The 22,627-nt window shown below is 72.4% G+C and carries 21 protein-coding genes; 12 read left to right on the top strand and 9 right to left on the bottom strand.

Features of this window, described 5'->3' with window-relative positions; translation table 11 throughout:
• Nucleotides 1-39: 39 nt before the first annotated feature.
• Complete coding sequence (locus ABZZ79_RS27020; protein ID WP_356692907.1) at nucleotides 40-1,026, bottom strand: DUF3048 domain-containing protein; 987 nt, start codon at nucleotides 1,024-1,026, stop codon at nucleotides 40-42.
• A gap of 206 nt (nucleotides 1,027-1,232) precedes the next feature.
• Between ABZZ79_RS27020 and ABZZ79_RS27015 the strand changes: the two genes are divergently transcribed.
• Nucleotides 1,233-2,423 (top strand): zinc-dependent alcohol dehydrogenase, encoded by a 1,191-nt coding sequence (locus ABZZ79_RS27015; protein WP_356692905.1) that lies wholly within the window; start codon nucleotides 1,233-1,235, stop codon nucleotides 2,421-2,423.
• A 1-nt stretch (nucleotide 2,424) separates the two neighbouring features.
• Here ABZZ79_RS27015 and ABZZ79_RS27010 read toward each other — a convergent pair whose 3' ends face one another.
• Nucleotides 2,425-3,495: an ATP-dependent DNA ligase gene (locus ABZZ79_RS27010; RefSeq protein WP_356692903.1), complete on the bottom strand. Its 1,071-nt coding sequence runs from the start codon at nucleotides 3,493-3,495 to the stop codon at nucleotides 2,425-2,427.
• 73 nt (nucleotides 3,496-3,568) lie between these two features.
• Here ABZZ79_RS27010 and ligD point away from each other — a divergent pair, with 73 nt between their 5' ends.
• Nucleotides 3,569-4,594 (top strand): non-homologous end-joining DNA ligase, encoded by a 1,026-nt coding sequence (gene ligD / locus ABZZ79_RS27005; RefSeq protein WP_356692901.1) that lies wholly within the window; start codon nucleotides 3,569-3,571, stop codon nucleotides 4,592-4,594.
• A gap of 45 nt (nucleotides 4,595-4,639) precedes the next feature.
• Nucleotides 4,640-5,668 carry a LacI family DNA-binding transcriptional regulator gene (locus tag ABZZ79_RS27000; protein ID WP_356692899.1) on the top strand — a complete coding sequence of 343 codons (1,029 nt, stop codon included), beginning with the start codon at nucleotides 4,640-4,642 and terminating at the stop codon, nucleotides 5,666-5,668.
• 14 nt (nucleotides 5,669-5,682) lie between these two features.
• Here ABZZ79_RS27000 and ABZZ79_RS26995 read toward each other — a convergent pair whose 3' ends face one another.
• The gene (locus tag ABZZ79_RS26995; protein ID WP_356692955.1) at nucleotides 5,683-6,471 is read right to left on the bottom strand and encodes a VOC family protein; all 789 of its coding nucleotides are present in this window, start codon (nucleotides 6,469-6,471) and stop codon (nucleotides 5,683-5,685) included.
• A gap of 184 nt (nucleotides 6,472-6,655) precedes the next feature.
• Here ABZZ79_RS26995 and ABZZ79_RS26990 point away from each other — a divergent pair, with 184 nt between their 5' ends.
• Nucleotides 6,656-6,901: a WhiB family transcriptional regulator gene (locus ABZZ79_RS26990; protein WP_356692897.1), complete on the top strand. Its 246-nt coding sequence runs from the start codon at nucleotides 6,656-6,658 to the stop codon at nucleotides 6,899-6,901.
• Nucleotides 6,902-7,310: 409 nt separating this feature from the next.
• Here the strand turns inward: ABZZ79_RS26990 and ABZZ79_RS26985 are convergent, their stop codons facing one another.
• From ABZZ79_RS26985 to ABZZ79_RS26970, 4 genes are all read right to left on the bottom strand, one after another.
• The gene (locus ABZZ79_RS26985; RefSeq protein WP_356692895.1) at nucleotides 7,311-8,285 is read right to left on the bottom strand and encodes an acyl-ACP desaturase; all 975 of its coding nucleotides are present in this window, start codon (nucleotides 8,283-8,285) and stop codon (nucleotides 7,311-7,313) included.
• 243 nt (nucleotides 8,286-8,528) lie between these two features.
• The gene (gene ddaH / locus ABZZ79_RS26980; RefSeq protein WP_356692893.1) at nucleotides 8,529-9,305 is read right to left on the bottom strand and encodes a dimethylargininase; all 777 of its coding nucleotides are present in this window, start codon (nucleotides 9,303-9,305) and stop codon (nucleotides 8,529-8,531) included.
• Between the two features lie 200 nt (nucleotides 9,306-9,505).
• Nucleotides 9,506-11,128 carry an ABC-F family ATP-binding cassette domain-containing protein gene (locus tag ABZZ79_RS26975; protein WP_356692891.1) on the bottom strand — a complete coding sequence of 541 codons (1,623 nt, stop codon included), beginning with the start codon at nucleotides 11,126-11,128 and terminating at the stop codon, nucleotides 9,506-9,508.
• A gap of 297 nt (nucleotides 11,129-11,425) precedes the next feature.
• Entirely contained in the window at nucleotides 11,426-11,842 is a 417-nt protein-coding gene (locus ABZZ79_RS26970) for an SsgA family sporulation/cell division regulator (RefSeq protein WP_356692889.1), read from the bottom strand.
• A gap of 227 nt (nucleotides 11,843-12,069) precedes the next feature.
• Here ABZZ79_RS26970 and ABZZ79_RS26965 point away from each other — a divergent pair, with 227 nt between their 5' ends.
• The gene (locus ABZZ79_RS26965) at nucleotides 12,070-13,188 is read left to right on the top strand and encodes a YCF48-related protein (RefSeq protein WP_356692887.1); all 1,119 of its coding nucleotides are present in this window, start codon (nucleotides 12,070-12,072) and stop codon (nucleotides 13,186-13,188) included.
• Nucleotides 13,189-13,196: 8 nt separating this feature from the next.
• On the opposite strand, the gene ABZZ79_RS26960 is transcribed toward ABZZ79_RS26965, so the two are convergent.
• On the bottom strand, nucleotides 13,197-13,493 hold the full coding sequence (locus ABZZ79_RS26960; RefSeq protein ID WP_356692885.1) for a YciI family protein: 297 nt from the start codon (nucleotides 13,491-13,493) through the stop codon (nucleotides 13,197-13,199).
• A 63-nt stretch (nucleotides 13,494-13,556) separates the two neighbouring features.
• Here ABZZ79_RS26960 and ABZZ79_RS26955 point away from each other — a divergent pair, with 63 nt between their 5' ends.
• Nucleotides 13,557-14,249, top strand: coding sequence for an endonuclease V (locus ABZZ79_RS26955; protein WP_356692883.1), 693 nt, complete (start codon nucleotides 13,557-13,559; stop codon nucleotides 14,247-14,249).
• Nucleotides 14,250-14,528: 279 nt separating this feature from the next.
• Nucleotides 14,529-14,675 carry a hypothetical protein gene (locus ABZZ79_RS26950; RefSeq protein ID WP_356692881.1) on the top strand — a complete coding sequence of 49 codons (147 nt, stop codon included), beginning with the start codon at nucleotides 14,529-14,531 and terminating at the stop codon, nucleotides 14,673-14,675.
• Between the two features lie 9 nt (nucleotides 14,676-14,684).
• On the opposite strand, the gene ABZZ79_RS26945 is transcribed toward ABZZ79_RS26950, so the two are convergent.
• Nucleotides 14,685-15,863 carry a saccharopine dehydrogenase NADP-binding domain-containing protein gene (locus ABZZ79_RS26945; RefSeq protein WP_356692879.1) on the bottom strand — a complete coding sequence of 393 codons (1,179 nt, stop codon included), beginning with the start codon at nucleotides 15,861-15,863 and terminating at the stop codon, nucleotides 14,685-14,687.
• 91 nt (nucleotides 15,864-15,954) lie between these two features.
• Between ABZZ79_RS26945 and ABZZ79_RS26940 the strand changes: the two genes are divergently transcribed.
• The 5 genes from ABZZ79_RS26940 to ABZZ79_RS26920 all read left to right on the top strand — a co-directional run bounded on the left by ABZZ79_RS26940 (nucleotide 15,955) and on the right by ABZZ79_RS26920 (nucleotide 22,625).
• Entirely contained in the window at nucleotides 15,955-16,335 is a 381-nt protein-coding gene (locus ABZZ79_RS26940) for an MmcQ/YjbR family DNA-binding protein (protein ID WP_356692877.1), read from the top strand.
• A gap of 142 nt (nucleotides 16,336-16,477) precedes the next feature.
• On the top strand, nucleotides 16,478-17,632 hold the full coding sequence (locus tag ABZZ79_RS26935) for a CaiB/BaiF CoA-transferase family protein (RefSeq protein WP_356692875.1): 1,155 nt from the start codon (nucleotides 16,478-16,480) through the stop codon (nucleotides 17,630-17,632).
• 11 nt (nucleotides 17,633-17,643) lie between these two features.
• Nucleotides 17,644-18,858, top strand: a complete 1,215-nt coding sequence (locus ABZZ79_RS26930) for an acetyl-CoA C-acetyltransferase (RefSeq protein WP_356692873.1) — start codon at nucleotides 17,644-17,646, stop codon at nucleotides 18,856-18,858.
• A 36-nt stretch (nucleotides 18,859-18,894) separates the two neighbouring features.
• Nucleotides 18,895-21,075, top strand: a complete 2,181-nt coding sequence (locus ABZZ79_RS26925) for a 3-hydroxyacyl-CoA dehydrogenase NAD-binding domain-containing protein (RefSeq protein WP_356692871.1) — start codon at nucleotides 18,895-18,897, stop codon at nucleotides 21,073-21,075.
• A gap of 215 nt (nucleotides 21,076-21,290) precedes the next feature.
• The gene (locus ABZZ79_RS26920; protein ID WP_356692869.1) at nucleotides 21,291-22,625 is read left to right on the top strand and encodes a glycoside hydrolase domain-containing protein; all 1,335 of its coding nucleotides are present in this window, start codon (nucleotides 21,291-21,293) and stop codon (nucleotides 22,623-22,625) included.
• Nucleotides 22,626-22,627: the final 2 nt, after the last annotated feature.

Raw genomic sequence — 22,627 nt, 5'->3', positions numbered from 1 at the left:
TGATCCCCCGGGGCGTGCTGCCCCGGCGGGGGCGTGGCCTCAGGCCTTGGCGAACACCACCCACACCTGACCCGGGGCGAAGTCGATCTGCTCGCCGTCGCCCGACCTGAACAGGGTGCCGTCCTCGGCCGTCGGACGGGACCAGGTGGCCTCGAACGCCTTGCCGTCGCGCAGCACCGTCGCCCGCCCCTCGCCGACCGTCTCGGTGAAGGGCGTGTTGTTGCCGAGGACGTCGTGGAAGGCGGACTTGCGCACCGTCACGTACTGCACGACGACCGTCGCGGGCGCCAGCGGTCCGGCCTCGGTCGTGGTGGCGCTCGTGCCGTCCATGGCGACCAGATAGCCGCCGCGGCTCGGGGACCAGGTGAAGGTGAAGCGGGCCAGCGGGTAGGTGACGGTCTCGGAGGTGGCCGCCCGGCCGCCCGAGGGCGCGGCGCCGTAGCTGAAGCCGGTGGTCAGGGCGGAGACGCCGGGCGTCGTGGGCATCAGGCTCGCGGGGCGCAGATAGAGATTGTGCGGGGCCCGCCGTCCCGGGCCCCGGTAGTACGCGCCGGAGGTCTGCCCCGGCGGCTCGGCCCGCAGCGGAGCCTCGTCGATCAGCGGCATCAGCTTGCGCTGCGCCCCCGAGTAGGCGAGCGTCGGCTCGTCGAACTGGCGCAGCAGCTCCAGGTCCGTCTCGCGGGCGCTGCGCACCGGGCCGATGTCCTTCGGCAGCGCGCTCGCGTACACCGCCATCAGCCGACTCAGGCCGCCCTCGACCTGCTCGACGTAGACGATGTCCGCGCTGTTCAGCCCGGTGTGCGGGCGGGCCCGCCGGGCGTTGTCGATCTTCACGGCGAGTACGGAGCCGGTGGCCGCCGTGGTCGTCGACGGTGTCGAGGGCGATGCCGATTCATCGGCCGGGGGCCGTCCGTCGTCGGGGGTGCCGCCCCCGGAGGTGCAGCCCGCGGCCAGGGAGGCCGTCATCACGGCGGCCAGCAGCGCCAGAGCCGTACCGCCGCGCCGCGTGCGCGCCCTGTGTTCCATGCCCACCGTGGCCACCCGTCCCGTCCTGTGTCATCGATTGTCCGCTTATCGGGTCATTGCTGGCCATACCCGTCAGGACGGGACGGCGGGCCCCGGATCCCCCATTGGCCACCCGGAATCGGCCGATCGGCCCATGCCCGGTTCACCGGTGACCCCCCGGGTACCCGGGCGAGGGCCTGCCCACGACGAACCGAGAGGAGCGGGCGATGAAGGCTGTGACCTGGCAGGGCCGCAGGGATGTCCGGGTGGAGGAGGTGCCCGACCCGCGGATCGAGGAGCCCACGGACGCGGTCGTGCGGATCACCTCGACCGGGCTGTGCGGCTCCGACCTGCATCTGTACGAGGTGCTGACGGCGTTCATGACACCGGGCGACATCCTCGGGCATGAGCCCATGGGCATCGTCGAGGAGGTCGGCGCGGGCGTGCCGGACCTCAGCGCGGGGGACCGGGTGGTCGTGCCCTTCCAGATCGCCTGCGGCGGCTGCTGGATGTGTCTGAACGAGCTGCCCACCCAGTGCGAGACCACCCAGGTCACCGGCGAGGGCATGGGAGCCGCGCTGTTCGGCTACACCCGGCTCTACGGTGCGGTGCCCGGCGGCCAGGCCGAGTATCTGCGGGTGCCGCAGGCCCAGTTCGGGCCCATCAAGGTGCCCGAGGGGCCGCCCGACGACCGGTTCGTCTACCTCTCCGACGTGCTGCCCACCGCCTGGCAGGCCGTCGCCTACGCGGACGTCCCGCAGGGCGGCAGCATCGCCGTCCTCGGCCTCGGACCCATCGGTGACATGGCCTGCCGGGTCGCCCAGGTCCGCGGCGCCGGCCGGGTGTTCGGGGTCGACCTGGTCACCGAGCGGCTGGACCGGGCCAGGGCACGCGGCGTCGAGACGTACGACCTGCGGGACCACGCCGACGAGAAGGAACTGGTCGCCGCCATCCGGGACGAGACCGACGGGCGCGGCCCGGACGCCGTCATCGACGCCGTCGGCACCGAGGCGCACGGCAGCGCCGCCGCCCGGCTCGCCCAGCAGGCCGCCGGCCTGCTGCCCAGGAAGCTCGGCGCCCCCTTCGCCGAACGCTTCAGCGTGGACCGGCTCGCCGCCCTCTACACGGCGATCGACCTGGTCCGGCGCGGCGGCACGCTGTCCCTCGTCGGTGTCTACGGCGGCATGGCCGACCCGCTGCCGATGCTCACCCTGTTCGACAAGCAGCTCCAGATCCGCATGGGCCAGGCGAACGTACGCCGCTGGAGCGACGAGATCCTGCCCTACCTCACCGACGAGGACCCCCTGGGCGTGGACGACTTCGCCACCCACCGGCTGCCGCTGAGCGACGCGCCACTGGCGTACGAGATGTTCCAGCACAAGCGCGACGGCGCGGTGAAGGTGCTGATGACGCCCTGACTCAGGACCTCTCGCCGAGGATCTCCGCGAGGTCGTAGCGCACCGGCTCATCCAGCTGGGCGTAGGTGCAGCTCTCCGGCGTACGGTCGGGGCGCCAGCGGCGGAAGCGGGCGGTGTGCCTGAAGCGCGCCCCGTTCTCCATGTGGTCATAGGCGACCTCCGCCACCCGCTCCGGGCGCAGCGGCACCCAGGACAGGTCCTTCTTGCCCGACCAGCGGCTCGGCGCTCCCGGCAGCCGGGCCGTCTCGTGGGCGGCCTCCTGCGACCAGGCGGCCCACGGATGCCCCGTGGCGTCGTCCATGCGCAGCGGCTCCAGCTCCTCCACCAGCTCGGCGCGCCTCTTCATCGGGAAGGCCGCCGACACGCCGACGTGCTGGAGCACGCCCCGGTCGTCGTGGAGCCCGAGCAGCAGCGAGCCGACGATCGGACCGCTCTTGTGGAGGCGGTAGCCGGCCACCACCACATCCGCCGTGCGCTCGTGCTTGATCTTGAACATGGCCCGCTCGTCCTGGAGGTAGCGGCCCGCCGGCGGCTTGGCGATGACCCCGTCCAGTCCCGCGCCCTCGTACTGCTCGAACCAGGTCTGCGCGACCTCCACATCGGTCGTCGCCGGTGCCAGGTGCACGGGAGGGGTCACGTCCGCGAGCGCCCTGGTGAGCAGGGCCCGCCGGTCGGTCAGGGGCACGTCGAGCAGCGACTCGTCGGCGAGCGCCAGCAGGTCGAAGGCGACGAACGAGGCCGGGGTGCGCTCGGCCAGCGTGCGTACCCGGGAGTCGGCCGGATGGATCCGCTCGGTCAGCGCGTCGAAGTCCAGCCGCCCCTCACGGGCGATCACGATCTCCCCGTCCAGTACGCACCGCTGCGGCACCCGCTCCCGCAACGCCGCCACCAGCTCGGGAAAGTACCTGGTCAGCGGCTTGCCCGTGCGGCTGCCCAGCTCGATCTCGGCGCCGTCGCGGAACACGATCGCCCGGAAGCCGTCCCACTTCGCCTCGTAGTGCATCCCGGGCGGGATCCTCGCCACCGACTTGGCGAGCATCGGCTTCACGGGCGGCATCACCGGCAGGTCCATGGTCCGATTCTGCGCGCGGCCGCCGCTGTCCGCCCGGTGTGCGATGTCCGCGGGCTACGCCTACGGTGGCCGCATGGGCGAAGCGGTGGAACTGGAACTGGCCGGCCGGACCGTGCGGCTGTCCAACCCGGACAAGGTCTTCTTCCCGGAGCGCGGCTACACCAAGCTGGACCTCGCCCGCTACTACCAGGCGGTCGCCCCCGGCATCCTGCGCGCCCTGCGCGACCGGCCCACCACCCTGGAGCGCTACCCCGACGGCGTGAGCGGCGAGTTCTTCTTCCAGAAGCGGGCCCCGAAGAACATGCCCGACTGGATCCCCACCGCGCACATCACCTTCCCCAGCGGACGCAGCGCGGACGAGATGTGCCCCACCGAGGAGGCCGCCGTGCTGTGGGCCGCCCAGTACGGCACCCTCACCTTCCACCCCTGGCCGGTCCGCCGCGCCGACGTCGACCGGCCCGACGAACTGCGCATCGACCTCGACCCGCAGCCCGGCACCGACTTCGACGACGCCGTCCGCGCCGCCCACGAACTGCGGGCCGTCCTGGAGGAGTTCGGCGGCCTGCGCGGCTGGCCCAAGACCTCCGGCGGACGCGGACTGCATGTCTTCGTGCCGATCGAACCGCGCTGGACCTTCACCCAGGTCCGGCGCGCCGCCATCGCGGTGGGCCGCGAACTGGAGCGCCGGATGCCGGAGCGGGTCACCATCAAGTGGTGGAAGGAGGAGCGCGGCGAGCGCATTTTCGTCGACTACAACCAGACCGCACGCGACCGCACCATCGCCTCCGCCTATTCCGTACGGCCCCGCCCGCACGCCCCTGTCTCCGCGCCGCTGCGCTGGGAGGAGGTCGGCCAGGCCCGTCCCGCCGACTTCGACCTGAGGACCATGCCCGCGCGCTTCGCCGAAGTCGGTGATGTGCACGCCGACATGGACGAGCACGCCTTCTCCCTGGAGGCACTGCTGGACCTGGCCGCCAAGGACGAGCGCGATCACGACCTGGGCGACCTGCCCTACCCGCCGGAGTACCCGAAGATGCCGGGCGAGCCGAAGCGGGTGCAGCCCAGCCGGGCCAGGAAGGCGAAGCCCGAAGACTCCTGACGGCTGGCTATCCTGATCCGCGAGCCGCAGATGAGGAGTTGGACCGTGACCGAGAGCGTGCCGCGCCCCACCCTGGAGGCAGTGGCCGAACGGGCCGGGGTGTCACGAGCCACCGTCTCCCGCGTGGTCAACGGCGGCGACGGGGTGCGCGAACCCCTGGTCGAGCGGGTACGGCAGGCCGTGGAGGAACTGGGCTACGTCCCCAACCAGGCCGCCCGCAGCCTGGTGACCCGGCGGCACGACGCCGTCGCCGTGGTCATCGCCGAACCCGAGACCCGGGTCTTCGCCGACCCCTTCTTCGCGCTCCAACTGCGCGGCATCAGCAAGGAGTTGACGGCACACGACAACCAGCTCGTCCTGCTGCTCACCGAGGGGCCCGAGGACCACGGCCGGGTCGGGCGCTATCTCGCGGGCGGACACGTCGACGGCGCGCTGGTGTTCTCCCTGCATCTGGACGACCCGCTGCCCGGCCTCATCCGGGGCGCCGGGGTGCCCGCGGTGTTCGGCGGACGTCCCGGGTGGGGCGACGCCCAGGGCGTCGGCCCGGGGACGGTGTACGTCGACAGCGACAACCGGGGCGGCGCACGGGACGCCGTACGGCATCTGGCCGGTCTCGGCCGCACCCGGATCGCGCACATCACCGGCCCGCTGGACCAGACGTCCGCGGCGGACCGTCTGGACGGCTACCGGGACATGGTGGGGGAGACGGATCCGGGCCTGATCGCGCAGGGCGACTTCACGCCGGGGGGCGGGGAGCGGGCGATGCGGGAACTGCTGGACCGCCGCCCGGACCTGGACGCCGTCTTCGCCGCCAACGACCTGTCCGCCGCGGGCGCCCTGCGCGTGCTGCGCGAGCGGGGGCGGCGGGTGCCCGGGGACGTCGCCGTGGTCGGCTTCGACGACATGCAGCCGGTCGCCGAACAGACCGACCCGCCTCTGACGACCGTACGGCAGCCCATAGAGGAGATGGGCCGCCGGATGGCCCGGCTGCTGCTGGGCCGCCTCGCCGGGGACGAGCACCCCGCGGCCGGGACCGTGCTGCCGACGACGCTGGTACGCAGGGCGAGCGCGTAGGGGCCCCGTGGCCTTCAGGCGGGCGGCACGCTCCTGATGACCGCGAAGCGGGCGCCGTACGGGTCGGCGAGCTTGGCGATCCGGCCGATCTCCGGGAGATCGGTCGCAGGCATCCGCACGGTCCCGCCCAGCTCCTGGGCGCGGGCGACCACCGCGTCGGTGTCCGTCACCTCGATGTACGCCAGCCAGTAAGGGTCGGAGCTGGCCTCCGCCTGGTCCTCGTCCAGCGGGACCAGGCCGGCGAACATGGTGTCCTCGCTCTGGCCCGCCGGGTTGAAGCAGGTGTAGATGCCGCCCGGGTACGTGACGGAGGCGGTCTCCCAGCCCAGCACCCGGTGGTAGAAACCGGCGGCCGCGGCGATGTCCGGGGTGTAGAGCTCCAGCCAGAACAGGGAGCCTGGCGCCTGCACCAGGTCCACGCCCTTGTTCCGCCCCGGCTGCCAGATGCCGAACGGCACGCCCGCCCGGTCCGTGAGCAGCGCCATCCGGCCCTGGTCCATCACGTCCATCGGCCGCAGCAGCACCGCGCCGTGGGCCTGCTGGGCGGCCTCGGCCGTGGCGTCGGCGTCCGGGCTCTGGAAGTAGACGGTCCAGGACGGCGGTCCCTGCTCCGCCGTGGTCTGCATGCCCCCGGCGACGGTCTTGCCGTCGAGCTGGAAGAACCCGTACCCGCCGGCCTCCGGCCCGGCCGACACGAACCGCCAGCCGAACAGGCCGCCGTAGAAGGCCGCGGCCGCGTCGATGTCGGGAGTGCCGACATCCAGCCAGTTCGGAGCGCCGTGCACGAAACGGGTGGTGAGCATCATCGCCTCCTCGGCAGGGGCCGGTCGCCTCCACTGCCGAGTCTTGCACCGCCCACCGACAACCGCGCGCCGCCGTGCGCACGGGCCCGGACAGGGGCATCATCAACGCGCGACCGGGGCCCGGGCTCGTCGCGTTGATGAAGCGTTGATCGAACGTTTTGCGCCGCGCGGCATGATCTCGTCCATGCACACCGACACGCTCTCCCCGGCCGGTCCCGCCTGGCAGGCCCAGGCCTTGTGCGCGCAGACCGGGGCGGACTTCTTCTTCCCCGAGCCCGGCAGCTCGGTCCGCGAGGCCAAGCGGATCTGCGCCATGTGCGACATGCGCACGGCCTGCCTCGAATACGCCCTCAGCCACGACGAGCGCTTCGGCGTCTGGGGCGGCCTCTCGGAAAAAGAACGCCTCCGCCTCCGCCGCACCCCCAGCTGACCGACCAGCCCCCCGCCCAAAAAGGGGCGCGGGGAACTGCGCGACCAGCCACAGACTCCGCTGACCCCGTCGGCGGCCCGGCTAGAAGCCGCCAGTCACTCTCCGCCAGGCCTGCCGTCCAACGCCCAAAAAGGGGCGCGGGGAACTGCGCAAGCAGTGGCCCTGCTCGAAGCCATCAGTCGCTCTCTGCCAGGCCCGCAGACCAACGCCCAAAAAGGGGCGCGGGGAACTGCGCAAACAGTGGCCCTGCTCGAAGCCGAAGTCGCTCTCTGCCAGGCCTGCCGTCCAACGCCCAAAAAGGGGCGCGGGGAACTGCACGACCAGCCACAGCGAACCCGCACCCGCCCACGGCAAAGGCCGGCCACGGCGAACCCGCACCCGCCCAACGGCAAAGAGCGTCAGCACCCCGTCAGCCCGCCGCCCGCGCAGCCATCCGCGCCTTGCGCGCCGCGAGCCTCTCGTCGAACTTGGCGGCCTCCGCGTCGAGGCCACCCATGAACAGACCCAGCTCCTCCTGCGCCTGCTGCCCCTCGGGGCCCAGACCGTCGATCTCCATGACCTTCAGGAAGCGCAGAACGGGCTGCAGGACGTCGTCGTGGTGGATGCGCATGTTGTAGACCTCCCCGATGGCCATCTGCGCGGCGGCACGCTCGAAGCCGGGGATGCCGTGGCCGGGCATGCGGAAGTTGACGACGACGTCGCGCACGGCCTGCATGGTCAGGTCGGGAGCGAGCTCGAAGGCGGACTTCAGCAGGTTCCGGTAGAACACCATGTGCAGGTTCTCGTCGGTCGCGATGCGCGAGAGCATGCGGTCGCAGACGGGGTCGCCGGACTGGTGGCCGGTGTTGCGGTGGGAGATGCGGGTGGCCAGCTCCTGGAAGGCGACGTACGCGATGGAGTGCAGCATCGAGTGCCGGTTGTCCGACTCGAAACCTTCGCTCATGTGGGCCATGCGGAAACGTTCAAGCTGGTCCGGGTCGACCGCCCGGGAGGCGAGCAGATAGTCACGCATGACGATGCCGTGCCGGCCCTCCTCGGCCGTCCAGCGGTGCACCCACGTGCCCCACGCGCCGTCCCGCCCGAACAGCGTGGCGATCTCGTGGTGGTAGCTCGGCAGGTTGTCCTCGGTGAGCAGATTGACCACCAGCGCGATCCGGCCGATCTCGGTGACCTTGGACTGCTCCTTCTCCCAGGCCTGGCCGTCCTCGAAGAAGCCGGGGAAGTTGCGGGCGTCGCTGAACGGGACGTACTCGTGCGGCATCCAGTCCTTGGTGATCTTCAGGTGCCGGTTGAGCTCCTTCTCGACCACTTCCTCCAGTGCGTACAGCAGCCGGGCGTCGGTCCACGCGGAAGGGCTACCGAGATGGGGAGAAGTGATCGTCACGGGTACTCCAGGGGGACGAATCGGGGGTGCCCCCAGGCCCTCGGGGCGCTGGGGGAGGAGCGCGCGGCGCGCGGCGCCGGAACCCTACGGGATCGTAGGCTACGAAGCCGTAGGTTACGAAGCCGTAGGTTAAGCGCGCTGTAAAGAAGGCCCCCAAGATCCCTGGTCAGCGGCCTCGTACGGGCATACGAAACAGCTCCGGGACCTGCGGTCCCGGAGCCGGACGGGGATCAGTACACCCTGTCAGGCGTACAGCTCCCGCAGCCGCACCGAGAGGCACGTCACACATCCCTCCAGCTTCTCGAACTCGCTGATGTCGACGACGACCGGCGAGTAACCGAGCGAGCGGTACAGCTCGGCCGTCTTCGGCGCGCTCGCCGCCATCAGCAGCCTGTCGCCGCCGAGCAGCACCACATGCGCCCCGGACTCCTCCGGCACCGGCAGAAAGCGCCCGAACAGCGAGGGCTGGTCCATCATCGGTATGTGCCCGACGACCGTCCCGTCCGGCAGCGCCGTGACCGACGTCTTCAGGTGCAGCACCTTGGTCACCGGCACGGCGACCACCCGTGCCCCCAGCGGCTCGAAGGCGGCGCGCAGCTGCCGCACACCCTCCGCGTTGGTGCGCCCGCCCCGGCCGACGAAGATCGTGTCGCCGATCTTCAGCACGTCGCCGCCGTCCAGTGTGCCGGGCTCCCAGACCCAGTTCACCGAGCAGCCGAGCGAGGCCACCGCCTCCTCGACCGCGGCGGTCTCCGCGCGCCGGGACTCGGCCCCGGGGCGCGCGATCAGCGCCACGTTCCTGTACATCACGACCGTGTCCTCGACGAACACGGCGTCCGGGCAGTCGTCCGCCGGGTCCACCTCGACGGTCTCCCAGCCGTTCTCGCGCAGCGCCTCGGTGTACGCCTCCCACTGCTCGGCCGCCAGGCCGGCGTCGACCTCGGCGCGCTCGATGTGCGTGACGAGGCCCTCGGCGAGGCGGGGGCCGGGGCGGCGGACGAGGGCTTTCCTGCTGGGCACGAGGGGATCTCCGTATCGGGTGGGACTTCACCGGCGCCTACATCCGCGTCGGAGGGGTCATCATGCACAGCCCGCGCGCAGGGACATAACCCCTCGTTGTCGACCTGTGGCCCTCCTGAAATACTCGGCGGTAACGGACGGGCGGCCGCGAGTGGCTCCCGCGACCACCCGCGGCCCCCTGAGACCCGTCGCCGGAACCTCTAGGCGGGGTTCCCCACCTCCTCCGGTGTGATCTCCCGCAGCCCGCCGTCCAGCAGCAGCCAGCGCGTGATGCCGATGGACTCCAGGAACGGCAGGTCGTGACTGGCCACGACCAGCGCGCCCTCGTAGGACTCCAGGGCCGTGGTGAGCTGCCGGACGCTCGCCATGTCCAGGTTGTTCGTCGGCTCGTCCAGCATCAGCAGCTGCGGGGCCGGCTCGGCCAGCATCAGCGCGGCGAGAGCCGCCCGGAAGCGCTCGCCGCCGGACAGCGTGCCGGCCTGCTGGTCGGCGCGGGCGCCACGGAACAGGAAGCGGGCCAGCCGGGCCCGGACGCGGTTGTTGGTGGCGCCCGGCGAGAACCGGGCCACGTTCTCGGCGACCGTCAGCGCGTCGTCGAGCACGTCCAGCCGCTGCGGCAGGAAGCGGTGCGGCACATGTGTCCGCACCTCGCCCGAAACGGGCGCCAGCTCCCCGGCGATCGTGCGCAGCAGCGTCGTCTTGCCCGCGCCGTTGCGTCCGATCAGCGCCACCCGCTCCGGCCCGCGCAGATCCAGACCGCCCGCCACCCGTGTGCCGTAGGCCAGTTCCAGATCCTGGAGCGTGAGCACGTCACGGCCCGGCGGTACGGCGGTGTACGGCAGGTCGACACGGATCTCGTCGTCGTCCCGTACGGCCTCCACCGCCTCGTCGAGCCGGTCCTTCGCCTCGGCGAGCTTCTCCTCGTGCATGATCCGGTGCTTGCCCGCGGACTCCTGGGCGGCCCGCTTGCGCGCCCCCATGACGATCTTCGGCTCGCGCTTGCTGTCCCACATCTTCTGGCCGTACCGCTTGCGGCGGGCCAGTTTGAGCTGGGCGTCGGCCAGTTCGCGCTTCTGCTTGCGCAGGTCGGCCTCGGCCGTGCGGACCATCCGCTCGGCCGCATCCTGTTCGACGGCGAGGGCGTCCTCGTAGGCGGTGAAGTTGCCGCCGTACCAGGTGACCTCGCCGGAGCGCAGATCCGCGATCTGGTCGACCAGGTCGAGCAGTTCGCGGTCGTGGCTGACCACGATCAGGACGCCCGGCCAGGACCGTACGGCCTCGTACAGCCTTCGCCGCGCGTACAGGTCGAGGTTGTTGGTCGGCTCGTCCAGCAGCAGCACGTCCGGGCGGCGCAGCAGCAGCGCGGCCAGCCGCAGCAGCACGGACTCACCGCCCGACAGCTCGCCGGTGGTGCGGTCCAGGCCGATGTGGCCGAGCCCGAGTTCGCCGAGCGTGGCGAGCGCGCGCTCCTCGACGTCCCAGTCGTCGCCGACCGCCTCGAAGTGCTCCTCGGACGCGTCACCCGCCTCGATGGCGTGCAGCGCGGCCCGCCGTTCGGCGATGCCGAGGGCCTGGTCGACCTTCAGGGAGGTGTCGAGGGTGACGTTCTGCGGGAGATGGCCGACCTCGCCCGCGACGCGAACGGTGCCCTCGGCCGGGGCGAGTTCACCGGCAATGAGTTTCAACAGGGTCGATTTCCCGGCCCCGTTGACGCCGACGAGCCCGGTCCGCCCGGGTCCGAAGGAGATGTCGAGCCTCTCCAGGACGGGGGTGCCGTCGGACCAGGAGAAGGACAGGGAGGTACAGGTGATCGAAGTATGCATACGGGCCTCCGCGAATGCGTGACGGTCAGGGCAGACGCGTGTCGAGACACCGGGAGGCGGCGACCGACCCCATGGCGGGGGAGAGGCGGGCACGGAAAAGCCCTGCTTCGTCGGGACGGCTCGAACGCCGAGGTCGCACGCAGCGCACACCTCACGGGTGTGACGCGGTGTCTCAGGACCTCAGACGAGCAACGTCCTTCTCCAATCGACGACAACAGGACCGTCGAACACCGTAGGAGACGGGTGCGCGGCCGTCAACGGAATTACGGCGGGGTGCGAAGGGAACGACCGCCGGGGTCAGCAGGCGTCGCGCATCAGCTCCGCGAGATCGCGGTCCAGGTCGATCATGAGGTGCTCGCGCCCCACCGGCACCAGCGTGCCCGTCGCGTCCAGGAAGCGGCGCACGTCGCCCGCGTGCAGATGCACCACGGCCGTGCCCTCCGGCGCGTGGAACTCCAGCTCCGTGCGCTCGAAGCCGTACGGCCGGACCCGGACGTCGCCGTGCCCCTCGGCGCCCACCAGACCCGCCGCCAGCAACTCGCGTGCGAAGGTCCAGCAGACCTCGACACCCTCCAGGGTGGCCTGGGCCGGGAAGGTCATATGGACGGCGAACGGGTCGCGCGGGTCGTAGTGCAGCGCGGCCGGGATGCGCCGCATCCGCGGCGCGGCGGAGATCAGACGGGCCTCGACGGGCTGCTCGATCACGGTGGACAAGGCCTAGCTCCCTTGGGACGGCGGGACGGGTTCCGGGTGGATGAGGCCCCTTGATGAAAGAGACGAGCGAACCGCCCATGGCGTGCACCCGAGAGCTCAGTGACCTCTGTCACCGTGTTCCATCACCGCCGTGACTCAGTCCTCCGGCTTTTCACGGCCGTACGCGCGCGTGGAGGCCCTCTGGACGGGCACCGGGCGGTCGGCTAGCTTCGCGCGCCATGAGGCGTATGGGGAGCACGCGAGGGACGGGAAGAACGCGACGGGCGGGCCGGACGGCGGCCGCGGCGGTCGCGTGCGGGGCGGCACTGGCCGCGCTGACGGCCGTACCGGCCCAGGCACACGGCCCCGAGCACGGCCACGGGCGGCCGCACTGGGAGCTCAAGGACCTCAAGGACAGCGGCACGGCCACGGTCCGCTTCCGCGGCCTGTCCGCCGTCAGCGGCCGGGTCGCCTGGGTGTCCGGCAGCGCCGGCACGGTCCTGCGCACCACCGACGGCGGCGCGAGCTGGCGGAACGTCTCGCCGCCGGGCGCGCGGGAACTCCAGTTCCGGGACATCGAGGCCTTCGACGCCCGGCGGGCGGTGGTGCTCGCGATCGGCGAGGGCGAGAGCTCGCGGGTGTACCGCACGGACGACGGCGGAGCGACCTGGACCGAGTCCTTCCGCAACACCGACGCGCGGGCCTTCTACGACTGCCTCACCTTCTTCGACCACCGCCACGGCCTCGCGATGAGCGACCCCGTCGACGGCAGGTTCCGCATCCTGTCGACCGGCGACGGCGGCCGCACCTGGCGGGTCCTGCCCGCGGACGGCATGCCCGCCGCGCTGGCGGGGGAGGCCGGGTTCGCCGCGAGCGGCCAGTGCCTGGTCGCCTCCGGCCCGAAGGACGTCTGGTTCGCCACCGGCGGCGCGGCACGCGCGCGCGTGCTGCACTCCACGGACCGCGGACTGACCTGGACGGCCACCGACACGCCCGTCCCCGCGGGCGACCCGGCGCGCGGAGTGTTCGCCCTCGCCTTCCGCGACCGCACGCACGGCCTCGCCGTCGGTGGCGACTACCGCCCCGACCAGACCTCCCCGCGGGCCGGGGCGCGCACCTCCGACGGCGGCCGCACCTGGCAGGCCGCCGCCCAGCCGCCGCCCGCCTACCGCTCCGGCGTCGCCTGGCTCCCGCACAGCCGCACCGCCGCCCTGGCGGTCGGTCCGACCGGCACCGACCTGACCACCGACGCCGGCCGCACCTGGCGGACCGTGGACACGGGCTCGTACGACACCGTCGACTGCGCCCCGGACCGCGGCTGCTGGGCCTCCGGCGAGAAGGGGCGCGTGGCGCGCCTGGAGCGGTGAGCCGGGCCTCAGGCCCGCGGCTCCCGGTACCGCTCCAGTCCGGGCGCCGTCCTGGTGGCGACGAACTCCGTGACGCGGTAGGCGCAGACCCCGGCCGTGACGAACGGATCGCCCGCGGTGATCCGTTCGATCTCGGCGCGGTCCGGCGCCACGGCGATGATCACACCGCCCTCACGGGGGTTCTTGCGCCCGGACGCCAGGAAACGGCCCCGCGCGTACTGCTCGTCGAGCCAGGCCACATGAGCCGCCAGCACGGCGTCGACGGCCTCCAGCGGTGCGGTGTAGGTGAGTTCCAGTACGAACATGATCGCGAGCCTGACCGCGTGACTCCGGGCGCGGACCGGGGGGACCGTACGCTCGTTCCCATCATGACGACCGTACGCATTCCCGCGGGCTGGCCCGCGACCGAGGGACAGGCCCGCGCGGTGCAGGACGAGTTGCGCGAGCGGGTGGTGCTGGACGAGCCGGGACCGCCGCCCGGCACGGGGCATGTCACCGGGGTCGACGTGGCCTACGACGACGAGCGCGACCTCGTCGCCGCGGCCGCCGTGGTGCTGGACGCGGCGAGCCTCGCCGTGGTCGCCGAGACGACCGCGGTGGGCCGGATCTCCTTCCCCTACGTCCCCGGGCTGCTGGCCTTCCGGGAGATCCCGACCGTGCTGGCCGCCCTCGACGCCCTGCCCTGCCCGCCCGGCCTGGTCGTCTGCGACGGCTACGGCCTGGCCCACCCGCGCAGGTTCGGGCTGGCCAGTCACCTGGGCGTGCTGACCGGGCTGCCCACGATCGGCGTCGCCAAGAACCCGTTCACCTTCACCCACGGCGATCTCGCCGCGCCGCGGGGGTCCGCCGCCCCGCTGCTGGCGGGCGAGGAGGAGGTCGGCCGCGCCCTGCGCACCCGCGACGGGGTCAAGCCGGTGTACGTGTCCGTCGGCCACCGCGCGCGGCTCGACGCGGCCTGCGCCCACGTCCTGCGCCTCACCCCCCGCTACCGCCTGCCGGAGACCACCCGGCTCGCGGACGCCCTGTGCCGGCGGGCCCTGCGTGAGGCGGCGGGGGAGTGACGTGGCATGACGTGAGAACGCCCCACCCACGCGCGCGTTGAGCGAAGCGAGGAGAACTGCACACGAGCGGAACGAGCGGAACGAGCGGAACGAGCGGAACGAGCGGAACGAGCGGAACGAAGCGAGAAGAACCACCACGCGCGCGTGAGCACCCTCCGCCCGGCACCGCGTCACCCGGCCGGACGCCGTGAAAGCCCCCACGCGCGTGAGTACCCCGGGCGCCCGGCTGAGTACGTGTACGGATACCCGGGCACCCTGCCCGCCCGTGAGGCTGTCCGTATGCCGACTCACCGCGCTCCCAAGCCCGTCGCCAGCCCCACGCAGCCCGTCGAGCGGGCGGTCACCGCCGCGCTGGTGCTCGCCGCGCTCGCGGGGCTGGCCTGGATCGCCGGGATGATCTACACCCTCGCGGTGTGGCCGGTGTGACGGGCCGCGTCAGCGGGTCGCGGCCACCCGGAAGGTGATCCCCGCGCGGGTCAGCCGCCCGATCAGCGCGTCGCCCATCGCCACCGCGGTCGTCACCTGTCCGGACGTCGGCGGCAGGTCGTCGAAGGCCAGGGACAGCGCCGCCTCGGCGAACATCTTGGCCGTCTCGCCGTAGCCGGGGTCGCCGCCCGCGACCTCGGTGAACACCCGTCGGCCACCGCCCTCGCCGACGAACCGCACGGAGAACCAGCTCTTCGCCCGCTTCTCGGCGCCGGGCCCGTCGCCGGACCGCAGCCGCCCGGTCAGCCAGCGTCGCGCGGCCGGCACCTGGGCGGCGGCGAACAGCGTGCCGACGGCCGCGATCCCGCCGATCGCGACCGGCAGATGCCGTACGGCGGCGTAGTGGCGGTAGCGGAAGTCGGGGCCGTAGCGCTCCAGCGACCGGGCCGAGCGGCCCACGATCTGCGGGTCGACGGTCGGCAGGGGCAGCGCCCAGGCGTCGACCTCGGCGGCGTAGCGGGGCGACCCGGTGGGCGTCGTCGCCCGGCGGCCCATCAGCCGCGGCTCGTGGCGCCGCCGTTCCCGGGCGGCCGCGAGCATCTGGCGCCCGCGCGCGAACTGGCCGAGCGCCGAGGCCAACGTGCCCCCGGAGACGGAGGCGTCGGCGCTGACATAGCCGTCCACGGTCAGCGGCACCCCCTCAGGCAGCTGCTGGACCGTGAAGTACACGCCCAGGTCGTGCGGCATGGAGTCGAACCCGCAGGCGTGCACCAGACGGGCGCCCGTCTCCCGCGCGCGTGCGTCGTGCCGGACGTACATCAGGTCCACGAACTCCGGCTCCCCGGTGATGTCCAGGTAGTCGGTGCCCGCGTCGGCGCAGGCGGCGACCAGCGCCTCCCCGTACCGCACGAACGGCCCTACGGTCGTCGCTACCACGCGCGCCTGCCCGGCCAGCGCGCGCAGGGACTCCGGATCCGCCACGTCGGCGACCAGCACGCCCACCTTCTCGCCGCCGGGCAGTGACTCGCGCAGCCGCTCCAGCCTGGTCTCGTCGCGGGCGGCGACCGCCCAGCGCAGTCCCTCCGGCGCGTTCGCCGCGAGGTACTCGGCGGTGAGCCTCCCCACGAAGCCGGTGGCTCCGAAGAGCACGATGTCGTACGGACGTTCCGCCTTTTTCAGCCTGGTCATGACACCCCTCGATCCCGCGGCCCGCGCCGTTGTCGGTGGCTGAGGCTAGCGTGAGGAGTGCGGAGCCCGACGAGGAGGCCGGAGGTGTGCGGTGGCCGTGGCCAGAACTGCCCTGAAGAAGTGGGAGAAAGTGCGCGAGTTCGCCCTGGGGCTGCCGGGCGCCGCCGAGGACTTCCCCTGGGGGGAGACGGTCGTCAAGGTCAACAAGAAGGTGTTCGTCTTCCTCGGCGTCACCGACGGCAGCTACCCCCTCGGTGTCACCGTCAAGCTCAGGGACGAGACCACCCACGCCCACGCCCTGAGCTCCCCGGGCGCCGAACCCGCGGGTTACGGCCTCGGCAAGGCGGGCTGGGTCAGCGTCCCCCTGGCCGGGGCGGGCACCCCGCGGGCCGATCTGGTGTGCGACTGGGTCGAGGAGAGCTACCGCGCGGTCGCGCCGAAACGGCTGACGGCGGAGCTGGACGCGCGCTGAGCACGGCCGGGGTACTGCCGCGCCTCCCCCTGTCGCCGTAGATTGTCTAAGCGCTTGCTCTTTCGGGTCTTGCCCGGACTGGAACGCGTTCTTAACATCGCTGGTGTTACATCAGTGGTGTCATAAGCGGCTTGGGGGCCGGATGACGACGGCGAAGACGCCAGGGCAGGGCCCGCTCGCGGGCGTGCGCGTGGTCGAGCTGGCCGGTATCGGCCCCGGCCCGTTCGCCGCGATGCTTCTGGCCGACCTGGGCGCGGACGTGGTCCGGGTGGACCGCCCCGGCGGCCCCGGCCTCGGCATCGACCCGGCGTACGACATCACCAACCGCAACAAGCGGTCCGTGGTCGTGGACCTGAAGTCCCCGGACGGCCCCGCCCGCGTGCTCGACCTCGCCGCCCGCGCCGACGTCCTGATCGAGGGCTACCGGCCCGGCGTCGCCGAGCGCCTCGGCGTCGGCCCCGAGGACTGCCACGCCCGCAACCCCGCCCTGGTGTACGGCCGGATGACGGGCTGGGGCCAGGAGGGCCCGCTCGCCCACCGCGCGGGTCACGACATCGCGTACATCGCGCTGACCGGCACCCTCGGCATGATCGGCGCGCCCGACGGATCCCCGGCCGTCCCGGCCAACCTCGTCGGCGACTACGCGGGCGGCTCGCTCTATCTCGTCGTCGGTGTCCTGGCCGCCCTGCACCACGCCCGCGCCACCGGCACCGGCCAGGTCGTCGACGCGGCCATCGTGGACGGCGCCGCGCACCTCGCCTCGATGATCCACGGCATGCTCGCGGCCGGCGGCTGGCAGGACCGGCGCGGCGCCAACCTCCTGGACGGCGGCTGCCCGTACTACGGCACCTACGAGACGGCCGACGGGCGGTACATGGCCGTCGGCGCCCTGGAGAGCCGGTTCTACGACGAGTTCCTCGGTCTGCTCGGCCTACCGGAGCTCGCCCCGGCCCGCGAGGACCTCACCCGCTGGGGCGAACTGCGCGAGGCGGTGGCCGCCCGGTTCAAGAGCCGTACCCGGGACGAGTGGGCGGCCGTCTTCGAGGGCTCCGACGCCTGCGTGGCGCCCGTGCTGTCGCTGCGCGAGGCCCCGCACCACCCCCACCTCGCCGCCCGCGGCACCTTCACCGACCACGGCGGCCTCACCCAGCCCGCCCCCGCGCCCCGCTTCTCCGCCACCCCCACCGCGGTCCGCGGCGGCCCGGCCCTGCCCGGCGCCGACACCGCGGACGTGGCCCGGGACTGGGACGTACCGCGACTGACGACCGACCACTCCGCGCCCCGAAACCCTCGTTGAAAGGCCTCCACGTGAGCACCGAAGCGTACGTGTACGACGCGATCCGCACCCCGCGCGGGCGCGGCAAGGCGAACGGCGCCCTGCACGGCACGAAGCCCATCGACCTGGTCGTCGGACTCATCCACGAGATCCGCGACCGCTTCCCCGGCCTCGACCCGGCCGCCGTCGACGACATCGTGCTCGGAGTCGTCGGCCCGGTCGGCGACCAGGGCTCCGACATCGCCCGGATCGCGGCCATCGCCGCCGGGCTGCCGGACACGGTCGCGGGCGTGCAGGAGAACCGCTTCTGTGCCTCCGGCCTGGAAGCCGTCAACCTGGCCGCCGCCAAGGTCCGTTCCGGCTGGGAGGACCTCGTCCTCGCGGGCGGCGTCGAGTCCATGTCCCGGGTGCCGATGGCCTCCGACGGCGGCGCCTGGTTCAACGACCCGATGACCAACCTCGCGGTCAACTTCGTGCCGCAGGGCATCGGCGCCGACCTCATCGCCACGATCGAGGGATTCACCCGCCGCGACGTCGACGAGTACGCGGCCCTGTCCCAGGAGCGGGCGGCCGCCGCCGTCAAGGACGGCCGCTTCGACCGCTCCGTCGTGCCGGTCAGGGACCGCAGCGGCCTGGTCGTCCTCGACCACGACGAACACCCGCGCCCCGGCACCACCGCCGACTCCCTGGCGGGGCTCAAGCCGTCCTTCGCGGACATCGGCGAGCTCGGCGGCTTCGACGCCGTCGCCCTGCAGAAGTACCACTGGGTCGAGAAGATCGACCACGTCCACCACGCCGGCAACTCCTCCGGCATCGTCGACGGCGCCTCCCTCGTAGCCATCGGCTCCAAGGAGGTCGGCGAGCGCTACGGCCTCACCCCGCGCGCGCGGATCGTGTCGGCCGCCGTCTCCGGCTCCGAGCCCACCATCATGCTCACCGGCCCGGCCCCCGCCACCCGCAAGGCACTCGCCAAGGCGGGCCTGACCATCGACGACATCGACCTGGTCGAGATCAACGAGGCGTTCGCCGCGGTCGTCCTGCGCTTCGTGAAGGACATGGGCCTCTCGCTGGACAAGGTCAACGTCAACGGCGGCGCCATCGCGCTCGGCCACCCGCTCGGCGCCACCGGCGCGATGATCCTCGGCTCCCTGATCGACGAGCTGGAGCGCCAGGACAAGCGCTACGGCCTCGCCACGCTCTGCGTCGGCGGCGGCATGGGCATCGCCACGATCATCGAGCGTCTCTGACCCCTTCCCGACGGATTCCTACGGAGCGACCTCCCCATGAGCACTGAGTCCACGACCATCCGCTGGGAACAGGACGACACCGGCGTCGTCACCCTCGTCCTCGACGACCCCGACCAGTCCGCCAACACCATGAACGCGGCCTTCCGCGCCTCGCTGGCCGCGACCGCCGACCGCCTGGAAGCCGAGAAGGACTCCATCCGCGGTGTCATCCTCACCTCGGCCAAGAAGACCTTCTTCGCCGGCGGCGACCTGCGCGACCTCATCCGGGTCACGCCCGAGACCGCGCAGCAGCTGTTCGACGGCGGCCTGGAGATCAAGCGCCACCTGCGCCGCATCGAGACCCTCGGCAAGCCGGTCGTCGCGGCGATCAACGGCGCCGCCCTGGGCGGCGGTTACGAGCTCTCCCTGGCCTGCCACCACCGGGTCGCCCTCGACACGCCCGGCACCAGGATCGGCTGCCCCGAGGTCACCCTCGGCCTGCTCCCCGGAGGCGGCGGCGTCGCCCGCACCGTCCGCCTGCTCGGCATCGCCGACGCCCTGCTGAAGGTCCTCCTCCAGGGCACCCAGTACAACGCCCGGCGCGCCCAGGAGAACGGCCTCGTCCACGAGGTCGCCTCCTCGCGGGAGGAACTGCTCGCCAAGGCGCGCGCGTTCATCGACGCCAACCCCGAGGCCAAGCAGCCCTGGGACGTGCCCGGCTACCGCATCCCGGGCGGCACCCCGGCCAACCCGAAGTTCGCCGCCAACCTCCCCGCCTTCCCGGCCACCCTGCGCAAGCAGACGGCCGGCGCCCCCTATCCGGCCCCGCGCAACATCCTCGCCGCGGCCGTCGAGGGCGCCCAGGTCGACTTCGAGACCGCCCAGGTGATCGAGGCCCGCTACTTCGTGGAGCTGGCCGCCGGGCAGACCTCGAAGAACATGATCCAGGCGTTCTTCTTCGACCTCCAGGCCGTCAACTCCGGCGCCAACCGGCCCAAGGGCGTCGAGCCCCGCCAGGTCCGCAAGGTCGCCGTCCTCGGCGCCGGCATGATGGGCGCGGGCATCGCCTACTCCTGCGCCCGCGCGGGCATCGAGGTCGTCCTCAAGGACGTCACCGCCGAGGCCGCCGCCAAGGGCAGGAACTACTCCGAGAAGCTCTGCGCCAAGGCCGTCGCCAAGGGCCGCACCACCCAGGAGAAGGCCGACGCCCTCCTCGCCCGCATCACGCCCACCGCCGAGGCCGCCGACCTCGCGGGCTGCGACGCCGTCATCGAGGCCGTGTTCGAGGACACCGCCCTCAAGCACAAGGTGTTCCAGGAGATCCAGGACGTCGTCGAGCCCGACGCGCTGCTGTGCTCCAACACCTCCACCCTGCCGATCACCGCGCTCGCCGAGGGCGTGGAGCGCCAGGACGACTTCATCGGGCTGCACTTCTTCTCGCCCGTCGACAAGATGCCGCTCGTCGAGATCATCAAGGGCGAGCGCACCGGCGACGAGGCGCTCGCCCGCGCCTTCGACCTGGTCCGCCAGATCAACAAGACGCCGATCGTCGTCAACGACTCGCGCGGCTTCTTCACCTCCCGTGTCATCGGCCACTTCATCAACGAGGGTGTCGCGATGGTCGGCGAGGGCATCGAGCCCGCCTCCGTGGAGCAGGCGGCCGCGCAGGCCGGCTACCCGGCCAAGGTGCTCTCCCTGATGGACGAGTTGACGCTGACGCTGCCGCGCAAGATCCGCAAGGAGTCGCGGCGCGCGGTCGAGGAGGCCGGCGGCACCTGGCAGGCCCACCCCGCCGACGCGGTGATCGACCGCATGGTCGACGAGTTCGGCCGCCCCGGCCGCAGCGGCGGCGCCGGCTTCTACGAGTACGGCGAGGACGGCAGGCGCGCGGGCCTGTGGCCGGGCCTGCGCGAGCACTTCGGCAAGTCCGAAGCCGGGATCCCGTTCCGCGACATGCAGGAACGGATGCTCTTCGCGGAGGCCCTCGACACCGTCCGGCTGCTGGAGGAGGGCGTGCTGACCTCCGTCGCTGACGCCAACATCGGCTCGATCCTGGGCATCGGCTTCCCCGGCTGGACCGGCGGGGTGCTCCAGTACGTCAACGGCTACGCGGGTGGCCTGCCCGGCTTCGTGGCCCGCGCGCGGGAACTCGCCGAGCGCTACGGCGACCGGTTCACCCCGCCCGCGCTGCTCGTCGAGAAGGCCGAGAGGGGCGAGACCTTCACCGACGCGCGCTGACGCGACGCACCACCGCGGCCCCGGCGACCACCCCGCCGGGGCCTCCTGTCGTTCGGACCATGTCGGCGTCGCGGGTCTGCCGACCCGATCCAGACGACAGGCTCTGCGCATCAACTCCGTAATAGGGCTGGAACAGGACGGTACGACCTCTTGCCGCCGAACGGACAAAGGCCAACTCTGAGGCCAAACTCCATCGCGCGCCCTGGGGGGCCGTCATGTCGCATCTGCGCCCTGCGATGCGAAGACTCACCGCCGTCTTCGCCGTCTGCGTCCTGGGCCCGGCCGCCGTTCTGGTGGCCGCCCCCACCGCCTCCGCCGAACCGGCAACTCCCGTCACCTACCCGGCGGGCGCGACCGCGACCCGCTACTCCGGCCTCGCCTTCGACGCGTGCACCGCCCAGCCGCTGAGCTCGATCAAGGCGTGGAACGCCTCGCCGTACCGCGCCGTCGGCGTCTACGTCTCCGGTGTCAACCGCACCTGTCAGCAGCCCGAGCTGACGCCCTCCTGGGTGGCCTCGGTGTCCCGGCTGAAGTGGCGGCTGCTGCCCATACACAAGGGGCTGCAACCGCCCTGCGGCGCCCGTCCCACCGACGCCAAGATCAGCAGGACCCCGGCCACCGCCCGCTCCCAGGGCACCGCCGCCGCGACCGAGGCCGTCAAGGCGGCCAAGACCCTCGGCATGCTGCCCGGCAGCGCCCTCTACAACGACATCGAGCACTACAGCCAGACCGACAGCACCTGCCGCACCGCCGTCCTCACCTATCTCTCCGCCTGGACCAAGGAGTTGCACCGCGTCGGCTGGGTCTCCGGCGTCTACATGAACCTCAACCTCGGCGCCGGGCAGCTCTCCGACGTCTACACCTCCACCGCCTACGCCCGCCCCGACGCCCTGTGGATCGCCCGCTACGACGGGGTCGACTCCCTCAAGGGCTGGGCGAACATCGCCGACTCCAAGTGGGCCCGCCACCAGCGCGCCAAGCAGTACCGGGGCAGCCACGACGAGACGTACGGCGGCGTCACGATCAACATCGACAACGATCGCCTCGACGCGCCCGTCGCCACGGTCGCCCACCCCTACAAGGTGACCAGCGCGACCCCGCTCAACGCCCGCACCGGCCCCGGCACGAGCTACCCGGTGGCCGCCACCTACGCCCCCGGCGCCACGGTCAGGGTCGTCTGCCAGACACCCGGCACCAAGGTCGGCACCACCAGCGTCTGGAACAAGCTCAGCAGCGGCCAGTACGTCACCGACCACTACGTCGACACCCCGTCCGGCACAGGCTACAGCGCCCCGCTGCCGCGCTGCGCCTATCCCTACCAGGCCACCGCCTCCGGCGGCCTGACCGAGCGCAGCGGCCCCGGCAGCGGCTACGCGGCCGTCGGCACCCTGCCGGGCGGCGGACTCGCCTGGGTCACCTGCCAGCGGGCCGGTACCCGGGTCGGCACGTCCTCGGTGTGGGACCGTCTCGACAACGGCCACTACGTCGCCGACCACTATGTGGCGACGCCGAGCTCCACCTCGTACAGCAAGCCGATCCCGCGCTGCTGAAC

The sequence above is a fragment of the Streptomyces sp. NPDC006458 genome, from assembly GCF_040612135.1.
Lineage (GTDB): Bacteria > Actinomycetota > Actinomycetes > Streptomycetales > Streptomycetaceae > Streptomyces.
The sequence above is the reverse complement of the archived record's forward strand: the minus strand, read 5'-3'. Positions and strand labels throughout refer to the sequence as shown.

Bases quoted from the DNA above. Each gene is read 5' to 3' on its own strand.
- ABZZ79_RS27020 (WP_356692907.1), bottom strand. From the start codon at position 1,026: ATGGAACACAGGGCGCGCACGCGGCGCGGCGGTACGGCTCTGGCGCTG.
- ABZZ79_RS27015 (WP_356692905.1), top strand. From the start codon at position 1,233: ATGAAGGCTGTGACCTGGCAGGGCCGCAGGGATGTCCGGGTGGAGGAG.
- ABZZ79_RS27010 (WP_356692903.1), bottom strand. From the start codon at position 3,495: ATGGACCTGCCGGTGATGCCGCCCGTGAAGCCGATGCTCGCCAAGTCG.
- ligD (WP_356692901.1), top strand. From the start codon at position 3,569: ATGGGCGAAGCGGTGGAACTGGAACTGGCCGGCCGGACCGTGCGGCTG.
- ABZZ79_RS26995 (WP_356692955.1), bottom strand. From the start codon at position 6,471: ATGCTCACCACCCGTTTCGTGCACGGCGCTCCGAACTGGCTGGATGTC.
- ABZZ79_RS26990 (WP_356692897.1), top strand. From the start codon at position 6,656: ATGCACACCGACACGCTCTCCCCGGCCGGTCCCGCCTGGCAGGCCCAG.
- ABZZ79_RS26975 (WP_356692891.1), bottom strand. From the start codon at position 11,128: ATGCATACTTCGATCACCTGTACCTCCCTGTCCTTCTCCTGGTCCGAC.
- ABZZ79_RS26965 (WP_356692887.1), top strand. From the start codon at position 12,070: ATGGGGAGCACGCGAGGGACGGGAAGAACGCGACGGGCGGGCCGGACG.
- ABZZ79_RS26960 (WP_356692885.1), bottom strand. From the start codon at position 13,493: ATGTTCGTACTGGAACTCACCTACACCGCACCGCTGGAGGCCGTCGAC.
- ABZZ79_RS26955 (WP_356692883.1), top strand. From the start codon at position 13,557: ATGACGACCGTACGCATTCCCGCGGGCTGGCCCGCGACCGAGGGACAG.
- ABZZ79_RS26950 (WP_356692881.1), top strand. From the start codon at position 14,529: ATGCCGACTCACCGCGCTCCCAAGCCCGTCGCCAGCCCCACGCAGCCC.
- ABZZ79_RS26945 (WP_356692879.1), bottom strand. From the start codon at position 15,863: ATGACCAGGCTGAAAAAGGCGGAACGTCCGTACGACATCGTGCTCTTC.
- ABZZ79_RS26935 (WP_356692875.1), top strand. From the start codon at position 16,478: ATGACGACGGCGAAGACGCCAGGGCAGGGCCCGCTCGCGGGCGTGCGC.
- ABZZ79_RS26925 (WP_356692871.1), top strand. From the start codon at position 18,895: ATGAGCACTGAGTCCACGACCATCCGCTGGGAACAGGACGACACCGGC.
- ABZZ79_RS26920 (WP_356692869.1), top strand. From the start codon at position 21,291: ATGTCGCATCTGCGCCCTGCGATGCGAAGACTCACCGCCGTCTTCGCC.